Source organism: Mycobacterium sp. SMC-8, assembly GCF_025263565.1.
In the GTDB taxonomy this organism is placed as follows: Bacteria; Actinomycetota; Actinomycetes; order Mycobacteriales; family Mycobacteriaceae; genus Mycobacterium.
Genome location: NZ_CP079865.1, coordinates 2,647,845 through 2,666,815, shown reverse-complemented (window position 1 = coordinate 2,666,815; position 18,971 = coordinate 2,647,845). Strand labels below are relative to the sequence as shown.

Sequence of the window (18,971 nt, the reverse complement as noted above, 5' to 3'; positions counted from 1 at the left end):
CTTCCACGGGATGCGGTCCTACTCGACCGTGATCCCCATCGACCGGGCGGTGCCCGCGATGATCTTGGCGGCCTGATCGATGTCGTTGGCGTTCAGGTCTTCCTTCTTGGTCTCGGCGATCTCACGCACCTGATCCCACGTCACCTTGGCGACCTTGGTCTTGTGCGGCTCGCTCGAACCCTTCGGCACACCGGCGGCCTTGAGCAGCAGCTTGGCGGCCGGCGGGGTCTTCAGCGCGAACGTGAAGCTGCGATCCTCGTAGACGGTGATCTCCACGGGGATGACGTTGCCGCGCTGCGACTCGGTCGCGGCGTTGTACGCCTTGCAGAACTCCATGATGTTGACGCCGTGCTGGCCGAGCGCGGGTCCGACCGGCGGGGCGGGGTTGGCCTGCCCGGCCTGGATCTGCAGCTTGATCAGCCCGACGACCTTCTTCTTCGGGGGCATGGCTGTGCTTTCTCTCTTCTCTCGTTCTATCCGAAGTGCGGCTTGGGGCCCGCGTTAAATCTTGGCGACCTGGTTGAAGGTCAGTTCGACCGGGGTCTCACGTCCGAAGATCGACACCAGCACCTTGAGCTTCTGCTGTTCGGCGTTGACCTCGCTGATCGACGCGGGCAGCGTCGCGAACGGGCCGTCCATGACGGTGACGGACTCGCCCACCTCGAAGTCGACCTCGATGACGGGCCGCTCGATGCCGCCGGTCTCCGACGCCGCAGCCGCGGCGGACGACGCGGCCGCCTTGCCGGGCTTCTTGGCCGCGGCGGGCGGCAGCAGGAACTTCACCACGTCGTCGAGCGACAGCGGCGACGGCCGCGACGTCGCGCCGACGAAGCCGGTCACGCCGGGCGTGTTGCGCACCGCGCCCCACGACTCGTCGTTGAGCTCCATACGGACCAGGATGTAGCCGGGCAGCACCTTGCGGTTGACCTGCTTGCGCTGGCCGTTCTTGATCTCGGTGACCTCTTCGGTGGGCACCTCGACCTGGAAGATGTAGTCGCCGACGTCCAGGTTCTGCACGCGGGTCTCGAGATTGGCCTTCACCTTGTTCTCGTAACCGGCGTAGGAGTGGATCACGTACCACTCGCCCGGCTGCAGCCGCAGCTCCTTCTTGAGCGCGACGGCCGGATCCTCGTCCTCGGCGTCCTCGCCAGCCGCCTCGGCGACATCGTCATCGGCACCTTCAGCGGCGGGTGCGGCGTCCTCGTCGCTGCCCACGGCCTCGGCGTCGGCACCAGCGCGAACCTCGGCGTTGGTCTCGTCGACGTCGATGGTGTCGACGGTGTCGCCCGAAGGCGCTTCGCCGTCGAAGCTAGTCACGTGTTCAGTCCTCTCTCACTGTCTGCCTGGCCCGCGGTCAGCCGAAGATCCAGGTCACGAGCTTGGCCAGGCCCAGGTCCACGCCGCCGATCAGCGCCACCATGAACACCAGGAACAGCAGCACGACCGTCGTGTAGGTCACCATCTGCTTGCGGTTGGGCCAGATGACCTTCCGCAGCTCGCCAACAACTTCCTTCAGGTAGTTGAGGACGAACAGGAACGGATTACGGGACGGGCCGTCCTTGGGCTTCCGGGCCGTTTTCTTCTTGGCCTTGGGCCCCTTGCCGCCGTCCTTGGAATCAGAAGCCTCGGTGTCGGGCGCCTGCTCGGTGTCCGTGTCGGCGCCCTCGGTCCCGGCCGGGCGCCGCGACCGCTTGCCCGTGGGACGCAGCGGACGCGTCACGACCGCGGTCTGGCCGCGGGTGTCACCGTCGTCGGTCTGTGCGCCGCTGTCGGTGTCAGCGGAGCTGACACCGTCGCGCTCGTCGCTCACCGCATGCATCCCATCTCATCGTCGTCTGATCGTCGTTTCATGTCGACACCCTCCAGTATCCAGACCCGGCGGGTGACCACACTTGTCGAGTATTCAGTTTTGAGCAGGGGCGACAGGACTTGAACCTGCAACCTGCGGTTTTGGAGACCGCTGCTCTGCCAGTTGAGCTACGCCCCTTCACGGGTCCCTTGAGGCCCACACAATTCGCGCGCTCCCCGTTCGGTCGATCTGAGCCGACGGACAGCGCGCTTAACTGGGAAAACCCCGGACGCCCGAGTGTAGCGCGCCGGGGTCCCGAGTTACTAATCCACGTCCTCCAGGTCGTGCTGGACGGGCTTGCGGACCACTTGGCCGGTTTCGGGATCCCAGCCGGCCGAGATCGAGTTGTCGCCCTCATGGCCCATCAAGGTCGTGAACGCCTCCATCACGACCTCACCGTGCTGGTTGGTCAGCACGTTGCGCGTGGTCACGATGTCGGCGCCGAAACGCTCGGTGACGGTCTCGATGTGCATGACACCGGTGACCTCGTCGCCTTCTTTGATGTGCTGATGGAACAGGAACTTCTGGTCCACCTGCACGATCTGCATGGTTTCGAAGCCGACGTCGACGTGCTGGAAGAAGTGCCGCTGGATCATCACGGCGAAGATCGACAGAAACGTCGGCCCGGCGACCAGACCCGGATGACCGAGCGCGGCGGCGGCCTCCACATCGTGGGACGCCGGATCGGTGGCCTTGACCGCCTTCGCGTACTGGCGGATCTGCTCGCGGCCCACCACGTAGGGATCGGGGTACTTGTAAACCATCCCGCGGATGTCTGTCTTGAGTGCCATGGTCCGAAACCTGCCTATGCGAGCTTCGCGACAGCGACGGCGCGGCCGAAGATCTTCTTCCCACCGGCGGTGGCGCTGAGCGCGATCGTGACCGACTTGAACTCGGGATCAACCGATTTCACCCGGCCGTTGAACACGATCTCGGCGCCTCTGCCGTCGTTGGGGACGGGTACGACGGCGGTGAAGCGCACGTTGTACTCGGTGACCGCGGCCGGATCACCCACCCATTCGGTCACGTAGCCACCGCCCAGACCCATGGTGAGCATGCCGTGCGCGATCGCGGTGTCCAGACCGACCTGCTTGGCGATCTCGTCATCCCAGTGGATCGGGTTCAGGTCGCCGGACACGCCCGCATAGTTGACCAGGTCGGCCCGTGTGAGCGGGATGACCTTCTCGGGCAGCTGATCGCCGACGTTGACCGAACTGAACTCACGCAGTGCCATCTGAAAAGCCACTCTCTCCGTCTTCTTCGCTACGCCCCGCCAGGGTGGTGTAGGACTCCTGCACAACGTCGCCGTTGCGATTGCTGACGACGTTCTTGGTGACGATGATGTCGGTGCCGTGGGCCTGGCGCACCGAGTCGATCCACACGTCGCAGAACAGCTCGTCACCGGCCTTGATGGGGCGGACGAACTTGAGGACCTGGTCGACCTGGACGATCTGCGCGTCGGTGATGCCGATCCCGGCCGCGGCGAACATCGCCGACTGGGCCTGATAGCCGAACACCGAGATGAAGGTGAGCGGGGCCAGCAGCGCGTCGTAACCCAGGTCCGCGGCGGCCTGCTCGTCGAAGAAAGCGGGATCGTCGTTCTTGACCGCGGTCGCGTACTCGCGGATCTTCTCTCGCCCCACGACGTAGTGGTCGGGATGACGGAAGTGCGTCCCGACGTATCCGTCCAGAAAAGACACGGTCCAGTCGCGTCGCTTAGCGCGACTCTTTGTGCGCCTGGTGCTTGCCGCAGTTCGGGCAGAACTTCTTGATCTCGAGCCGGTCGGGATCGTTGCGGCGGTTCTTCTTGGTGATGTAGTTACGGTGCTTGCACACCTCGCAGGCCAAGGTGATCTTGGGCCGTACGTCAGTACTGGAGGCCACGTCAGTCGTCCTTCGTTAAACGTTCGTACTCGTCTTGTGTAGCGGTGGGGGGGCTCGATCCCCCGACCTCACGATTATGAGTCGTGCGCTCTAACCAGCTGAGCTACACCGCCCCGGACGGATCCGGGCCGGCGCACACGGTCGCTCCGCCCTTCTCCACCGAGCCCCCTAACGGAATCGAACCGTTGACCTTTTCCTTACCATGGAAACGCTCTGCCGACTGAGCTAAGGGGGCCTTCGCTCGCGGATGTGCCGCGAGCCTTAAAGAGGGTACATTCTCTGCGTTTACCGCGCCAAACCGCTGGTCATAACCGCTGTTAGACCCCGAATCGGGGCTGCTCGCGGCGGCGCGGGCCGGCACTGCCTACGCTGACTTCATGGCTGCCACGGACCACACCGACCGCCTCTACTTCAGACAGCTGCTCTCCGGCCGGGACTTCGCGGCCGGAGACATGATCGCCCAGCAGATGCGCAACTTCGCCTATCTGATCGGCGACCGGGAGACCGGCGACACCGTCGTCGTCGATCCGGCCTATGCGGCCCAGGATCTGGTCGACGCCGTGGAGGCCGACGGCATGCGGCTGTCCGGCGTGCTCGTCACCCACCACCACCCCGACCACGTCGGCGGGTCGATGATGGGTTTTGAACTCAAGGGTCTGGCCGAGTTGCTGGAGCGGGTCAGCGTCCCTGTTCACGTCAACGCCCACGAGGTGGACTGGGTCGCGCGGATCACCGGCATCGCCCCCAGCGAGCTGACCTCGCACCAGCACGGCGACAAGGTGTCCGTGGGCGACATCGAGATCGAACTACTGCACACCCCGGGCCACACCCCGGGCAGCCAGTGCTTCCTGCTGGACGGACGGCTGGTCGCCGGCGACACGCTGTTTCTCGAAGGATGCGGCCGCACCGACTTTCCCGGCGGCAACGTCGACGACATGTTCCGCAGCCTGCAGGCGCTCGCGCAGCTGCCCGGTGATCCGACCGTGTTCCCCGGGCACTGGTACTCCGCCGAGCCGAGCGCATCGCTGTCGCAGGTGCGCAACACCAACTACGTCTACCGAGCGAGCGACCTCGACCAATGGCGCATGCTGATGGGTGGCTGACGACCGGTTTCCCGGGCCGTCTACTACTTGAACGCCGAGCCGATCCCGCACTCCCACAGCCCCAGCTTCGGGACGCCACCGTACGGTCGCTCCCGGCGGCGCCGGGCACGCCGTTCCGACTCCACCAGCTCCGCAGGCCGATTCCGCTTCGCACGCATGGCTTCCTCCTCAGGTCTGGGCGCGATACCCCCCTCAAGCACCGCGCCTGCTCTCGACGCTACGAATGCGTGTCGGCGCCGGACCGCGTAGTCGGCTACCTGTTTCCGGCCCGTCGCCGGCAATCCCGGCTACGTAGTGGCGCGCGGCCCGCTGTTAGGTTCGAGCCATGACCAGCAGCGTCTCCTACGAACTCGCACACTCCGTGGCCACCATCACCCTCGACGACGGCAAGGTGAACGTGCTCGGGCCCGCGATGCAGGCCGCGATCAACGAAGCGCTCGACCGCGCCGAAGCCGACAAAGCCAAGGCTGTGGTGCTCGCCGGGAATTCGCGGGTTTTCAGCGGCGGCTTCGACCTCGCAGTGTTCCAGTCCGGTGAGGCCGCCGCGGCGCTGGGCATGCTCTCCGGCGGCTTCGAACTGTCGATGCGCACACTGACGTTCCCGGTCCCGGTGATCATCGCGGCCACCGGCCCGGCGATCGCGATGGGTTCCTTCCTGCTGCTGTCGGCCGATCACCGTGTCGGTCAGCCGAAGTCGCGCTGCCAGGCCATCGAGGTCGCCATCGGCATGACCATCCCGATCTCGGCACTGGAGATCATGCGAATGCGGCTGACCCCGGCGGCGTTCGAACGGGCCGCCGCGCTGGCGGCGACGTTCGCCGGTGACGAGGCGATCGCAGCGGGCTGGCTCGATGAGATCGTCGAGGCCGACCAGGTGCTGCCCCGCGCCCAGCAGGTCGCGGCCGAGGCGGCCGCCACCCTGCACACCGGCGCGCACCTGGCCACCAAGCTCAAGGCACGCAAGACCGCCCTCGATGCCATTCAGGCCGGAATCGACGGCCTGGCAACGGAATTCACGCTGGGGTGAGCTACGTCCGGGCGGACGTTCACGAAGCGGGACTGGATCTGACGTCGAGCGTGCCGACCACCCGACCGCCGGCCGCGTACACGACGGAGAAGCCGCCGTCCTTGTCCGTCACCGTCGACGTGTCGTAGCCGTCGCCCCAACCCCGGTAGGTCAGCACGAAATCTCCGATCCGGCAGGTGAATCCGGGCACCGTGTTCCAGACAGCGGGCCGGCCCGCCGCCGTGAGCCCGGCGACGAGCCCCTGTTGGGTGGCGTCCCGCCAGTGTTCCGCGACGATCGGCCGTCCCGCCGCGACGTTGTGCGCGATCGTGACATCCCCTGCGGCATAGACGTTGCGCACCGATGTGCGCATGTGTTCGTCGACCACCACCCGGCCCCGGCGGAGCGCCAGGCCCGCGTCGGCGGCCAGTCGGATGTCGGGGCGCACTCCGGTGGCCGCGACCACCACCTCCCCGCCGGCCCGGTCCCCCGACGACAGCGTCACCCCGGCGTCGTCGACCGCGGTCACCGTCGTCGACAGCACCACTCGCACACCGGCATCGGAGAGCATCTCGACGACGCGCTTGCCGACCTCGACCCCGAACCGGCGCTGCAGCGGCACCGATTCGGGCACCACCACGGTGGTCGCCGGCCCGAGCCCGGCCAGGCGGGCGGCGGCCTCGCAACCGACCAGCCCGCCGCCGATCACCACCGCGCTCGACGCGTGCCGGGCGGCCATCTTCAGCGCCACGGCGTCGGAGAAGCTACGCAACCGTTGGGCGCGATGCCCGCCGGGAACGTCCAGCGGCACCGCGGCCGCGCCGGGTGCGAGCACCAGATGCCAGTACGGATATCGGGCGCCGCCGGTGGTGACCACCTCCCGGGCGTCGACGTCGATGTGCTCGACCGTGACCCCCAGCAGCAGGTCGATGTCGTGGCGCCGGAACCAGCCGGCGCTGTGCAGGTCCAGATCGGTGTGCCCGCAGCCGAGGAACTCCTTGCTCAGCGGCGGTTTCGCGTAGGGCAGCGCCGGGTCGGCCGACACGATGCGCACCGGGATGCGCGGATGCCTGCTGCGGAACGTCTCGGCCGCGCTGACGCCCGCGGGTCCACTACCGATGGCCAGGAACCCGGGTGCCACCATGGGCTGGGGATACCACTTCGGCCGGTCGTCCAATCCGAACCGTTGAGCCGTGCTGACCTGGTGTGCGAGCATCTGCCCATGGAGCCGTTCGGGGACCCTGAAGCCCGCATCCGGGATCTGGAACGGCCCCTCGCCGATCAGACCCGGGCCAACGAGCTCGGCGCACAGCCGAACCTCTACAACGGTTCGCCGTACTACGCTCCCCCGCAGCGAGTGGTGCACAAGCGCCCGCACAGCACCGCGCTGTGGCTGATCCCGGTCGCGCTGGTCGCCGTGATCGCCGGCGCGGTCGCCGCCGCGGTGATGTTCTTCGACACCGCCGACTCGGACGGCCGCCCGGTGCCGATCGCCGGCGGGGGCGGACCCCTTGACCCGCCACCGGGTCTCGGCGCGCAGGCCCGTATCGACTCCACCGAGCAGATCGTGACGGTGGAAGCGGGCAGCTTTCTGAGCATCGGCGGCGTCGAAACCAGGCGGACGGTCATCTGCCAGGACGGCACGGTGAGCGTCTCCGGCGTGCGCAACGTCATCGAAATCCAGGGTGGCTGCCTGCTGGTCAACGTGTCGGGCGTCGAGAATTCCGTGACCATCGAGTCCGCGGGGTCTGTTCACGCATCCGGTTTCGACAACCGCGTGACCTACCGCTCCGGTGACCCCGAGATCTCGAAGTCAGGGGTCGGCAACGTCGTCGAACAGGGCTGAGGCCGTCTCCCCCGCGATCCCGTGGGCGACCGCCGCCGTCGTAGGCTGACCCACGATGGCGCTGCACCTGCACCGGGCCGACCGCACCGACTTGCTAGCCGACGGCCTCGGCGCGATGCTGGCCAGCCCACCCGCCGACCCGTTCGCCGAGGATCTGGTGCTGGTCTCGGCGCGCGGCACCGAGCGCTGGCTGAGCCAGCGCCTTTCCCACCTGCTCGGCCGCGGTGCCGGCGAGGACGGTATCTGCGCGGGGATCACGTTTCGCCATCCGCGGTCGTTGATCGCCGAGCTGACGGGCACCGATGAGGAGGACCCGTGGTCTCCCGAGGCGATGGTGTGGCCGCTGCTCGACGTCATCGACCGCTGCATCGCCGAACCCTGGTGCGCGACGCTGGCCACTCACCTCGGCCACTTCGCCGACGGCGAGGAGAGGTCACTGCGGCAGGGCCGGCGGTACGCCGTGGCACGCCGCCTCGCCGGCCTGTTCGACTCCTATGCCCGGCAGCGGCCGCAGCTGCTCATCGACTGGATCGACGGCCGCACCGAAGATCTGGACGAGGACCTGCAGTGGCAGCCCGAGCTCTACCGCGCACTGCTGCGCGCCGTCGCCGCCGACCCGCCGCACGTCCGCCAGGCGGAAGCCGTGGCACGGCTGCGTCATTCCGCCACCGAGCTGCCGGAGCGGCTGTCGCTGTTCGGGCACACCCGGCTACCGGTCACCGAGATCGAGCTGCTGGACGCGGTAAGCACCCATCACGAGCTGCACCTGTGGTTGCCGCACCCCAGCGCGCAACTGTGGGATGCGCTCGCCGACATCCACGGCGTCGCTGCCCGCCGAACCGACACCTCGCACCGCAGAGTCGGGCATCCGTTGCTGGCCACCCTCGGGCGGGATCTGCGTGAACTGCAGCGCGGGCTGCCCGCAGACGTCGGGACCGACGAGACCGTCGGCCCGGCCGGCCGGCCGGACACCCTGCTGGGCTGGCTGCAGTCCGACCTCATCGCGAATTCGGTGCGGCCGCAAGATCGTTCGTATCGCGGTGGCGATCGGTCGGTGCAGGTGCACAGCTGCCACGGCGCCGCCCGCCAGGTGGACGTGCTGCGGGAGGTGCTGCTCGGCCTGCTCGCCGACGATTCCACCCTGGAACCCCGCGACATCTTGGTGATGTGCCCCGACATCGAGACCTACGCCCCGCTGATCGTCGCCGGCTTCGGCCTCGGCGATGTCGTCACCGACGCCCACCCGGCGCACCGGCTGCGGGTCAAGCTCGCCGACCGGGCGCTGACGCAGACCAATCCGCTGCTCGGCGTCGCGCGCCAGCTGCTCGGGCTGGCGGGTGGGCGCGCCACCGCCAGTGAGGTGCTGAACCTGGCCGAGGCCGCGCCGGTGCGGGAGCGCTTCCGGTTCTCCGACGACGACCTCGACGCGATCGGCGACTGGGTGCGCGAGGCGAACATCCGCTGGGGTTTCGACCGTGACCACCGCCGCCCCTACGGCGTCGACTTCGTGCAGAACACCTGGCGGTTCGGCGTCGACCGGGTGCTGGCCGGCGTGGCGATGTCCGACGACTCCCGCGCCTGGCTGGACACCACGCTGCCGCTCGACGATGTCAGCAGCAACCGCGTCGAACTGGCCGGCCGGCTGGCCGACTACGTCGACTGTCTGCACCGGGTGGTCGAATCACTCACGGGCACAGCGTCGTTGAGCAGCTGGCTGACCCGGCTGTCGGACGGGCTGGACATGCTGACCGCGGTGTCGGATGCCGACCTGTGGCAGACCGCTCAGGTCCAGCGCGAGCTCAACGGCATCCGCACCGTCGCCGGCGCCCATGCCGGGATCGAGTTGCGGCTCTCCGATGTCCGGGCGCTGCTGGACCGCCATCTCGCGGGCCGGCCGACCCGGGCCAACTTCCGCACCGGCACACTGACCGTCTGCACCATGGTGCCGATGCGTTCGGTCCCCCATCGGGTGGTGTGCCTGGTGGGTCTGGACGACGGCGTGTTCCCGCGCGTCGGCGTGGTCGACGGTGACGACGTGCTGGCCCGCGACCCGATGACCGGCGAGCGTGACCTGCGCGCCGAGGACCGGCAGCTGCTGCTCGACGCGGTCGGGGCGGCGACCGAGAGACTCGTGATCACCTACACGGGCGCCGACGAGGTGAGCGGTCAGCGCAAACCGCCCGCCGTCCCGGTGATCGAGCTGCTCGACGCCCTCGACCTCACCACCACCGCCCCGGTGCGCGACCACGTGCTGATCGAACATCCGTTGCAGCCCTTCGACATCGACAATGTCACCCCGGGCAGGCTCGGCATGCCCCCTGACCTGCCGTTCACGTTCGACCCGACCGCGCTGACCGCCGCCCGGGCCGCGGCCGGGCACCGTGACGAGCGGCCGCGGCTGCTCGGTGCGCTGCTGCCCGCCCCGCCCCCGGCCGACATCGCCCTCGATGAGCTGGTCGGCTTCTTCAAGGATCCGGTGAAGGGTTTCTTCCGCGCGCTGGACTACACGCTGCCGTGGGATGTCGACGCAGTCGAGGACGCGATGCCCGTGGAGATCGACGCGCTGGCCGAATGGAAGATCGGCGACCGCATGCTCGACGACATGCTGCGGGGCATGAGCACGGCCGATGCGCAGCAGGCGGAATGGCGGCGCGGCTCGCTGCCGCCGGGCCGGCTGGGCTGGCGCAAGGCGCAGGAGATCGCGGCGCGCTCGGCCGCCCTGGCCGCCGAGGCACAGCGTCACCGCACCCAGGACCCGCGGGCCGTCGACGTCGACGTCGCGGTGGGGCCGTCGCGGCGGCTGACCGGCACCGTGCCGCGCCTGTACGGCGACCACATGGTGGCCGTCACGTATTCCAAACTCGACGGCCGGCACCTGCTGGAGTCCTGGATCCGCCTGGTGGCGTTGACCGTTCACCGTCCCGGCACCGACTGGACCGCGGTGTGCATCGGCCGGGGAAACAGCCGGGGCGGCAGGGACGGCGCCGTCAGGCAGCGGCTGCTCGGCCCGCCGGACTCCGCCGTCGAGGTGCTGCGGGATCTGGTCGCGATGTACGACGCCGGCCGCCGAGCCCCGATCCCGTTGCCGCTCAAGACGTCCTACGCCTGGGCCGAGACCGAGCACCACCGCGGTTCGCCAATGCGCGAAGCGGGCTGGAAGTGGCGGTCCGGTCGTTTTCCCGGCGAGGACGCCGACCGCGCCCACGTCCGGGTGTGGGGTCCGAATTTCCCGCTGTCGGGTCTGGTGGAGGCGGGCCTGCCCGATTTCGCCGCGCGGCTGTGGTCACCGCTGCTGCATGCCGAGAGGACACCGCCGTGACGGAGCCCTTCGAGCTGCTCGGCCCGCTGCCCGCCCCGCGCACCACCACGGTGCTGGAGGCCAGCGCCGGCACCGGCAAGACCTTCGCGCTCGCCGGTCTGGTCACCCGCTACGTCGCCGAGGGCGTGGCGACCCTGGACCAGATGCTGCTCATCACGTTCGGCCGCGCCGCCAGTCAGGAACTACGCGAGCGGGTGCGCCGCCAGATCGTGGACGCGGTGCGCGCATTCGACGATCCCGCCGGCGCCGCCGACAACGAGGTCCTCGCCCACCTTCTCGACGGCACCGCCGAGGAACTGGCCGACCGCCGGCAGCGGCTCCGGGACGCGCTGGCCGGTTTCGACGCCGCCACCATCGCCACCACCCACCAGTTCTGTCAGCTGGTGCTGCGCTCGCTGGGCGTCGCCGGCGACACCGACTCCGGCGTGGAGCTGGTGGAAAGCCTCGACGACCTGGTGACCGAGATCGTCGACGACCTGTACCTGGCGCATTTTGGGCAGCAGCGCGACGAGCCGCTGCTGTCCTACGACGCGGCGCTGAACCTGGCCCACGAGGTGGTCCGCAACGCGCACACCGAGTTACGGCCCGCCGACCCGCCGCCCGGCTTCGACCCGCACGTGCGGGTCCAGTTCGCCCGCGCGGTCTGCGCCGAACTGGAGACCCGCAAACGCCGGCTCGGCATCCTGCACTACGACGACCTGCTCTCCCGGCTGGCCCGGGCGCTGGAGCCGCAGGACTCCCCCGCGCGGGCCCGGATGCGGCGGCGCTGGTCGATCGTGATGGTCGACGAGTTCCAGGACACCGACCCCGTGCAGTGGCAGATCATCGACCGCGCGTTCAGCGGCCACGCCACGGTGATCCTGATCGGGGACCCGAAGCAGGCGATCTACGCGTTCCGCGGCGGCGACATCGTCACCTATCTGCACGCCGCCTCCACCGCCGGCGAGCAGAAGACGTTGGGCACCAACTACCGCAGCGACGGCCCGCTGGTCGAGAGCCTGCAGGCGGTCATGCGGGACGCGCAGCTCGGCGATCCGCGGATCGTGGTGCACCGGGTGCAAGCCCACCACAAGGAGCACCGCCTGCAGGGCGCGCCGCACAACGCGCCGTTCCGGCTCCGGGTGGTCAGCCGTGACCAGTTCGGCACCCATCCCGACAAACCCGTTCCGATCGACCGGCTCCGCCGGCACATCCCGAAGGACCTCGCCACCGACATCGCCGCGCTGCTGGCCGGTGGCGCGACGTTCTGCGGGAACCCGCTGCACCCCGGCGACATCGCGGTGATCGTGGAGAGCCACCGCGACGGCCACGCGTGTTTCGACGCACTCACCGCTGCCGGTGTCCCGGCGGTCTACACCGGCGACTCGGACGTGTTCTCCTGCCCTGCCGCCGATGACTGGCTGTGCCTGCTGGAGGCCTTCGACCAGCCGCACCGGTCCGGGCTGGTGCGCGCCGCGGCCACCACGATGTTCTTCGGCGAGACCGCTGAAACCCTTGCCGCCCAAGACGACACACTGACCGATCGGGTCGCCGAGACACTCAGGCAGTGGGCGGATTTCGCGCGGGAACGCGGGGTCGCCGCGGTGTTCGAGGCCGCTTCGCTGGGCGGCATGGGTGAGCGGGTGCTGTCCTGGGTGGACGGTGAGCGGCACATGACCGACCTCGCGCACCTGACCCAGGTGCTGCAGGCCGTCGCCCACCGCGAGCACTTCAGCCTGCCCGCACTGCGCGACTGGCTGCGCACCCAGCGCGACGAACGCAGCGGCGCCCCCGAACGCAACCGCCGGCTCGACAGCGACGCCGCGGCCGTGCAGATCATGACGGTGTGGGTGAGCAAGGGCCTGCAGTTCCCGGTGGTGTACCTGCCGTTCGCGTTCAACCGCAACGTCCAGACCCGCGACGTGGTGACGTTCCACGAGTCCACACCGGCCGGCGACGTCCGCTGTCTGCACATCGGCGGCGAGCTCAGCCCCGACCACGCCGCGGCCCAGCAGCAGGGCCGGCGCGAGGCCGCCGGCGATGACGTGCGCCTGACCTACGTCGCGATGACGCGCGCGCAGTCCCAGGTGGTCGCGTGGTGGGCGCCGTCCCACGACGAACCCAACGGCGGGCTGTCCCGGCTGCTCCGCGGGCGTGCGCCCGGCGAGGCCGCCGTGCCCGACCGGTGCGATCCGCCCCGCATCGACGACGCCGACGCGATGGCGCTGCTGCGCGCCTGGTCCGACGCGGGCGGACCTGCGCTGGAGGAGTCGGTCATCGCGCCTGCGGTCGAGGTCGAGCTGCCCACTGCCCCAGATGATCTGGACGTCCGGCACTTTCACCGGCAGATCGACACGTCGTGGCGGCGGACGTCGTACTCCGGCCTGATCCGGGCGGTGGAGGCCGAGCAGGGCGCCGGCGTGACCAGTGAGCCCGAGGTCGCCGAACTCGACGACGAGACCGGTGAGGTTCCGGTGCAGGAGCCGGCCGAAGCCGGCGAGCCGATGCCGTCCCCGATGGCAGAACTGCCGATGGGCGCCAAGTTCGGCACGCTGGTGCACGCGGTGCTGGAGACCGCCGATCCGTTCGCCCCCGATCTGGCCGCCGAGCTGGAGGCGAAGATCGGCGACCACTCGCTGTGGTGGCCCGTCGACGTGCCGGCCGCGGAGCTTGCCGCCGCGCTCGTACCGATGCACGACACCCCGCTCGGACCGCTGGCGCCCGGAGTCACCCTGCGCGACATCGGGCTGCGGGACCGGTTGCGGGAGATGGAGTTCGAGTTCCCGCTCGCCGGGGGGGACCGCCGGTCCTCGGCGCCGTCGATCACCCTGGCCGACGTCGGCCGACTGCTCGCCGAGCACCTGCCCGCCGGCGACCCGCTGGCGCCCTACGCCGACCGGCTGACCGACAGCGTCCTGGCCGCCCAGTCGCTGAAGGGCTATCTGACCGGGTCTTTGGACGCGGTGCTGCGGATCGGGGGGCGCTACCTGGTGGTCGACTACAAGACCAACTGGCTGGGCGATCCGTCCCGCCCCCTGACCGCCGCGGACTACGGCCGGGCCCGGCTGGCCGAAGCGATGCTGCACTCCGACTACCCGCTGCAGGCGCTGTTGTATTGCGTTGTGCTGCACCGCTTCCTGCGGTGGCGGCAGTCCGGATACGATCCGGAGCAGCACCTCGGCGGGGTGCTTTACCTGTTCGTGCGCGGCATGTGCGGTCCGCAGACCCCGACCGTCGACGGCCATCCAGCCGGGGTGTTCAGCTGGCGGCCGCCGGCCGCGCTGGTCGAGGCCCTGTCGGAGCTGCTGGACGCCGGGACGGCGGCCGCATGACCGTCGACGCGTTCGCCGCACTGTTCGAACCCGCGGATGTACAGGTGGCGCAACGGCTCACGACCCTGGTCCGGGACGACGACGACCGGGTGGCGCTGGCCGTCGCGCTGGCGGTGCGCGCGCTGCGCGGCGGCTCGGTGTGCGTCGACCTGCGCACGATCGCCGGGCAGGCCGGAATGCCGGAGCTGCCGTGGCCGTCACCGGATCAGTGGCTGACCGCGGTGCGGGCCAGTGCGCTCGCCGACCGACAGGTGCTGCGGGTGCACGGCGACCTGCTCTACCTGGACCGGTACTGGCGGGAGGAACAGCAGGTCCGCGACGACGTGCTGGCGCTGCTGGCCGCCGCGCCGCGCGGACCTGTCCCGGGCCTGGAGCGGCTGTTTCCCAACGGCTGGGAAGAACAGCGCGCCGCCGCCAAAGTTGCTCTGCAGCAATCGCTGACGGTGCTCACCGGCGGGCCCGGCACCGGCAAGACGACGACGGTGGCACGGCTGCTGGCCGCGATCGCCGAGCAGGCCGAGGTGGCCGGCGGCACGCCGCCGCGGATGGCGCTGGCCGCACCGACCGGCAAGGCGGCGGCCCGGCTGCAGGACGCGGTGCACGACGAGCTCGGCAGGCTCACCGAGGTCGATCGGAAGCGGCTGGCGGGCCTGCGGGCCACCACCTTGCACCGGCTGCTCGGCAGCAGACCGGGCACGTCGTCACGGTTCCGGCACCACCGCGACAACCGGCTTCCGCACGACGTCATCGTCGTCGACGAGACCTCGATGGTGTCGCTGACGATGATGGCGCGGCTGCTGGAGGCGGTGCGCCCGGACGCGCGGCTGCTGTTCGTCGGCGACCCCGACCAGTTGGCGTCGGTGGACGCCGGCGCGGTGCTCGCCGACCTGGTGGACGGTCTGGGCAGCGCCGGGGTGGTCGAGCTCAAGACGCCGCACCGCTACGGCGAGACCATCGGATCGCTGGCGCAGGCGATCCGCGCCGGCGACGCCGATGCCGCGCTGGCGGTGCTGCGCGCGGGCGGCGACGCGGTGGCGTGGCTGGACACCGACGATGCCGCGGGCCCGCTGCGGCCCACGCTGACGTCCCGCGCCGAGCAGCTGCGCCGGGCGGCGCTGCTCGGCGACGCCGGGGCGGCGCTGGCGGTGCTCGACAGTCACCGGCTGCTGTGCGCACACCGTCGCGGGCCGTTCGGTGTGACGCACTGGAACCGTCAGGTGGAACGTTGGCTGGCCGAGACCACCGGGCAGCCGCTGTGGGCGCAGTGGTATCCGGGCCGGCCGCTGCTGGTGACGGAGAACGACTACGGGCTGGGGGTGTACAACGGCGACACCGGCGTCGTCGTCGCCTCGCCGGACGGGCTGCGCGCCCACGTCGGTGCCCTGCGGTTCGCGCCGGGCCGGCTCGGTGAGGTCGAGACGATGTTCGCGATGACCATTCACAAGAGCCAGGGCAGTCAGGCCGACGAGGTGACCGTGCTGCTGCCGCCGCCGGAGTCCCGGCTGCTGACCCGCGAGCTGTTCTACACCGCGGTCACCCGCGCCAAGAAGCGCGTGCACGTCGTCGGGACCGAGGCCTCGGTGCGGGAGGCGATCGACCGTCGGGCCACCCGCGCGTCGGGCCTGGCCCAGCAGCTGCGCACCCGCCCCTGACCCCGCCGAAATCGCCTTCCCCACAACTCCGCCGAAATCGCATTCCACGCGGTCATTTCACGCTTTTTCGCACCGCAGACGCAATCTCGGTGATCGCTTTCTGCCACGGCGCGGCCAATTGCTGCCAACGGAAATGCCCGCGCCGGCCGGCCGGTTTCCCCGGACATGAGCAACCTGACCACCACCGCCGGGATCGCCACGGGTATCGCCACCACTCTGGCCGCCGCCACGCTCGGCCTGGCCGGCGCCGCCGCTGCCGCCCCCACGGCCACCGGCGACGCGCAGTCCACTATCAGCCGGCTGCAGGCCGAGGGCAACCGCGTGATCGTCAACAAGCTGGGCAGCGCGCCGCTCGCCGAGGCCGAGGTCGTCGGCATCCACACCGGCGGAAACGTCACCGAGTGGGTCAACGAGGGCGGAGACGACGGACTGGAACTTCGCGTCGTCGGCAAGGTGTATTACGTGACCATTCGCTGAGCACCGTCGCGCGTGTACCGATCGTCACCGAACAGTCGCTATTTTGTCGGTGAGCCGATGGCGGCTTGCAGCCAATCGAAAGAGATCGTTGACATATGCGAGTTGACGGGCAGGACGTCGCTGTCACAGGCAGCCTTCTGCAGCCGTTGACCCGCCGCACCAACGACATCATGCGACTGGCACTGGCCGCGGTGTTCCTCGTGGTCGTAGTGACCAGCTCGCTGATCACCCGCTACGAGTGGGAGGCGCTGGAGCGGTCGATCTCCGAGATCGTCGGCGTCCTGAGTCCGGCGCAGTCCAACACCGTCTACCTCATCTACGGCGTCGCGATCCTGGCGCTGCCGTTCATCATCCTGATCGGGTTGATCCTGTCTCGGCAGTGGAAGCTGCTCGGCGCGTACGCCGCGGCGGGCCTGCTCGCGATCCTTTCGCTGTCGATCACCGGCAACGGCATCGCGGCGCCACGCTGGCATCTGGACCTCAACGACCGCCTCGACACCGTGCTGTCGCAGTTCCTCGACGATCCGCGGTGGATCGCGATGCTCGCCGCCGTGCTGACGGTGTCGGGTCCGTGGCTTCCCGCCCGGTGGCGGCGCTGGTGGTGGGCGCTGCTGCTGGCGTTCGTCCCGATCCATCTGGTGGTCAGTGCCGTCGTACCGGCCCGCTCGCTGCTGGGCCTGGCGGTCGGCTGGTTCGTCGGCGCGCTGGTGGTGCTCGTCGTCGGCACACCGGCGCTGGAAGTACCGCTCGACGGGGCCGTGCGGGCGATGGCCCGCCGCGGGTTCCGGGCGTCGGCGCTGAACGTGGTCCGGCCGGCGGGGCGGGGCCCGATGATGCTCGACGCCACCGAGGATGTGCCCGCCGGCACCGTGCCCGGCACCGCGATCGTCGAACTGTACGGACCGCACCAACGCGGGGGCGGCTTCCTGCGCCAGTTCTGGGGCAAGCTGCGGCTGCGCGACAGCGAGACCGCGCCGCTGCAGACCTCGATGCGCCGCGCGGTCGAACACCGCGCGCTGATGGCGCTGGCCGTCGGCAACCTCGGCATGGCCAACACCACCCCGCTCGCGGTCGCGACACTGGACCGGGGCTGGACGGTGTACGCGCACAAGCCGGCCCGCGGCACACCGCTGCAGGATTGCGCCGCCGACACCCCGGTCGCCCGCGTGTGGGACTCGCTCGGCGTCCTGCACAGCCAGCAGATCTCGCACGGCGACCTGCGCGCCAAGTCCGTCACCGTGGTCGACGGCACCCCGCTGTTCGGCGGTTTCGCCCACGCCGAGTACGGCGCCTCGGACGCGCACCTGCACAGCGACATCGCGGCGCTCCTGCTCACCACCGCGCACCTGTACGGCGTCGGCAAGGCGGTGGCCGCCGCGATCACGGTGTTCGGCTTCGAGCCGGTACTCGCCGCGTCGCGGCGGCTGACCAAGACGGCCGTCCCGAAACGCCTGCGAAACTCGGTGCCCGACGCCGCCGCGGTGATGTCGGCGGTGCGCGACGAGGTGAAGAACCAGACCGGCGCCGACCAGATCAAGACCGCGACGATCACCCGGTTCACCCGCAACCAGGTGATCCAGATGGTGCTGCTGGTCGCACTGGTCTACGTCGCCTATCCGTTCATCAGCTCGGTGCCGGTGTTCTTCTCCGAGCTGCGGTCGGCCAACTGGTGGTGGGCGCTGGCCGGTCTGGCGGTGTCGGCGCTGAAGTACCTCGGAGCCGCGGCGGCGTTGTGGGCGTGCGCCGACCGGCTGGTCAGTTTCCGCGACCTGACCATCATGCAGGTGGCCAACACGTTCGCCGCGACGACGACGCCCGCCGGTGTCGGCGGTCTGGCGTTGAGCACCCGTTTCCTGCAGAAGGCCGGGCTCGGCGCGCTGCGGGCCACCACCGCGGTGGCGCTGCAGCAATCGGTCCAGGTGATCACCCACATCACGCTGCTGATCCTGTTCAGCGCGCTGGTCGGGGTGTCGGCGGACCTGTCGCGGTTCGTGCCGAGCGCGACGGTGATCTACCTGGTCGCCGGCGCGGCGCTCGGGGCCGTCGGGATCTTCCTGTTCGTGCCGAAGCTGCGGCACTGGCTGGCCACCGCGGTGCGCCCGCGTCTGGAGGAGGTCGTCAACGACCTGTTCGCACTGGCCCGCGAACCCCGGCGGCTGGCATTGATCGTGATCGGCTGCGCCGCAACCACTCTCGGTGGCGCACTGGCTCTGTGGGCGAGCATCGAGGCGTTCGGCGGCGACGCCAGCTTCGTCACCGTCACGATCGTCACGATGATCGGCGGGACGCTCGCGTCGGCGGCACCCACCCCCGGCGGCGTCGGCGCGGTGGAGGCCGCGCTGATCGGCGGGCTGGCCGCGTTCGGGGTACCCGCGGCCGTCGCGGTGCCCGCGGTGCTGCTGTACCGGATCCTGACCTGTTGGCTGCCGGTCTTCATCGGCTGGCCGATCATGCGCTGGCTGACCCGCAGGGACATGATCTGAGCCTGCGGTCCGCCGGTTGCAGCCCGGCCGCCGAGCCGACA

The 18,971-nt window shown here is 69.9% G+C and carries 17 protein-coding genes and 3 tRNA genes; 8 read left to right on the top strand and 12 right to left on the bottom strand.

Translation table 11 applies throughout. The features are described 5' to 3' along the window. Positions 1-18: 18 nt before the first annotated feature. From rplK to KXD97_RS12930, 10 genes are all read right to left on the bottom strand, one after another. Complete coding sequence (rplK, locus tag KXD97_RS12975) at positions 19-447, bottom strand: 50S ribosomal protein L11 (RefSeq protein WP_260757173.1); 429 nt, start codon at positions 445-447, stop codon at positions 19-21. 54 nt (positions 448-501) lie between these two features. Beyond that, entirely contained in the window at positions 502-1,317 is an 816-nt protein-coding gene (gene nusG, locus KXD97_RS12970) for a transcription termination/antitermination protein NusG (RefSeq protein WP_260757172.1), read from the bottom strand. Positions 1,318-1,354: 37 nt separating this feature from the next. Further along, positions 1,355-1,810 carry a preprotein translocase subunit SecE gene (secE, locus tag KXD97_RS12965; RefSeq protein ID WP_260757171.1) on the bottom strand — a complete coding sequence of 152 codons (456 nt, stop codon included), beginning with the start codon at positions 1,808-1,810 and terminating at the stop codon, positions 1,355-1,357. Positions 1,811-1,914: 104 nt separating this feature from the next. Continuing rightward, a tRNA-Trp gene (locus tag KXD97_RS12960) sits at positions 1,915-1,987 on the bottom strand. A gap of 125 nt (positions 1,988-2,112) precedes the next feature. Continuing rightward, positions 2,113-2,640 (bottom strand): (3R)-hydroxyacyl-ACP dehydratase subunit HadC, encoded by a 528-nt coding sequence (gene hadC, locus KXD97_RS12955; RefSeq protein WP_260757170.1) that lies wholly within the window; start codon positions 2,638-2,640, stop codon positions 2,113-2,115. A 14-nt stretch (positions 2,641-2,654) separates the two neighbouring features. Further along, positions 2,655-3,083 (bottom strand): (3R)-hydroxyacyl-ACP dehydratase subunit HadB, encoded by a 429-nt coding sequence (hadB, locus tag KXD97_RS12950; RefSeq protein WP_260757948.1) that lies wholly within the window; start codon positions 3,081-3,083, stop codon positions 2,655-2,657. Continuing rightward, positions 3,070-3,549 carry a (3R)-hydroxyacyl-ACP dehydratase subunit HadA gene (hadA, locus tag KXD97_RS12945; protein ID WP_260757169.1) on the bottom strand — a complete coding sequence of 160 codons (480 nt, stop codon included), beginning with the start codon at positions 3,547-3,549 and terminating at the stop codon, positions 3,070-3,072. The genes hadB and hadA overlap by 14 nt, the downstream gene beginning before the upstream one ends. A gap of 16 nt (positions 3,550-3,565) precedes the next feature. Continuing rightward, entirely contained in the window at positions 3,566-3,733 is a 168-nt protein-coding gene (rpmG, locus tag KXD97_RS12940) for a 50S ribosomal protein L33 (RefSeq protein WP_003929651.1), read from the bottom strand. Positions 3,734-3,772: 39 nt separating this feature from the next. After that, positions 3,773-3,846 (bottom strand) — tRNA-Met (locus tag KXD97_RS12935). Between the two features lie 49 nt (positions 3,847-3,895). Then, a tRNA-Thr gene (locus tag KXD97_RS12930) sits at positions 3,896-3,968 on the bottom strand. A gap of 142 nt (positions 3,969-4,110) precedes the next feature. Between KXD97_RS12930 and KXD97_RS12925 the strand changes: the two genes are divergently transcribed. Continuing rightward, positions 4,111-4,836, top strand: coding sequence for an MBL fold metallo-hydrolase (locus KXD97_RS12925; RefSeq protein ID WP_260757161.1), 726 nt, complete (start codon positions 4,111-4,113; stop codon positions 4,834-4,836). Positions 4,837-4,859: 23 nt separating this feature from the next. On the opposite strand, the gene KXD97_RS12920 is transcribed toward KXD97_RS12925, so the two are convergent. After that, positions 4,860-4,994, bottom strand: coding sequence for a hypothetical protein (locus KXD97_RS12920; protein WP_260757156.1), 135 nt, complete (start codon positions 4,992-4,994; stop codon positions 4,860-4,862). A gap of 167 nt (positions 4,995-5,161) precedes the next feature. Between KXD97_RS12920 and KXD97_RS12915 the strand changes: the two genes are divergently transcribed. After that, the gene (locus tag KXD97_RS12915; protein WP_260757155.1) at positions 5,162-5,863 is read left to right on the top strand and encodes a crotonase/enoyl-CoA hydratase family protein; all 702 of its coding nucleotides are present in this window, start codon (positions 5,162-5,164) and stop codon (positions 5,861-5,863) included. Between the two features lie 19 nt (positions 5,864-5,882). On the opposite strand, the gene KXD97_RS12910 is transcribed toward KXD97_RS12915, so the two are convergent. After that, positions 5,883-6,986, bottom strand: coding sequence for an NAD(P)/FAD-dependent oxidoreductase (locus KXD97_RS12910; protein WP_260757153.1), 1,104 nt, complete (start codon positions 6,984-6,986; stop codon positions 5,883-5,885). Between the two features lie 42 nt (positions 6,987-7,028). Between KXD97_RS12910 and KXD97_RS12905 the strand changes: the two genes are divergently transcribed. The 6 genes from KXD97_RS12905 to KXD97_RS12880 all read left to right on the top strand — a co-directional run bounded on the left by KXD97_RS12905 (position 7,029) and on the right by KXD97_RS12880 (position 18,930). After that, the gene (locus KXD97_RS12905; RefSeq protein ID WP_260757152.1) at positions 7,029-7,688 is read left to right on the top strand and encodes a DUF3060 domain-containing protein; all 660 of its coding nucleotides are present in this window, start codon (positions 7,029-7,031) and stop codon (positions 7,686-7,688) included. Between the two features lie 55 nt (positions 7,689-7,743). Further along, a complete protein-coding gene (recC, locus tag KXD97_RS12900; protein WP_260757151.1) occupies positions 7,744-11,007 on the top strand; it encodes an exodeoxyribonuclease V subunit gamma in 3,264 nt (1,087 codons plus the stop codon). Next, the gene (gene recB / locus KXD97_RS12895) at positions 11,004-14,318 is read left to right on the top strand and encodes an exodeoxyribonuclease V subunit beta (protein ID WP_260757150.1); all 3,315 of its coding nucleotides are present in this window, start codon (positions 11,004-11,006) and stop codon (positions 14,316-14,318) included. Before recC ends, recB begins: the two co-directional genes overlap by 4 nt. Next, entirely contained in the window at positions 14,315-15,970 is a 1,656-nt protein-coding gene (gene recD, locus KXD97_RS12890) for an exodeoxyribonuclease V subunit alpha (protein ID WP_260757148.1), read from the top strand. Before recB ends, recD begins: the two co-directional genes overlap by 4 nt. 165 nt (positions 15,971-16,135) lie before the next feature. Beyond that, positions 16,136-16,447, top strand: a complete 312-nt coding sequence (locus KXD97_RS12885) for a hypothetical protein (RefSeq protein ID WP_260757147.1) — start codon at positions 16,136-16,138, stop codon at positions 16,445-16,447. A gap of 95 nt (positions 16,448-16,542) precedes the next feature. Beyond that, a complete protein-coding gene (locus KXD97_RS12880; RefSeq protein WP_260757146.1) occupies positions 16,543-18,930 on the top strand; it encodes a lysylphosphatidylglycerol synthase transmembrane domain-containing protein in 2,388 nt (795 codons plus the stop codon). Positions 18,931-18,971: the final 41 nt, after the last annotated feature.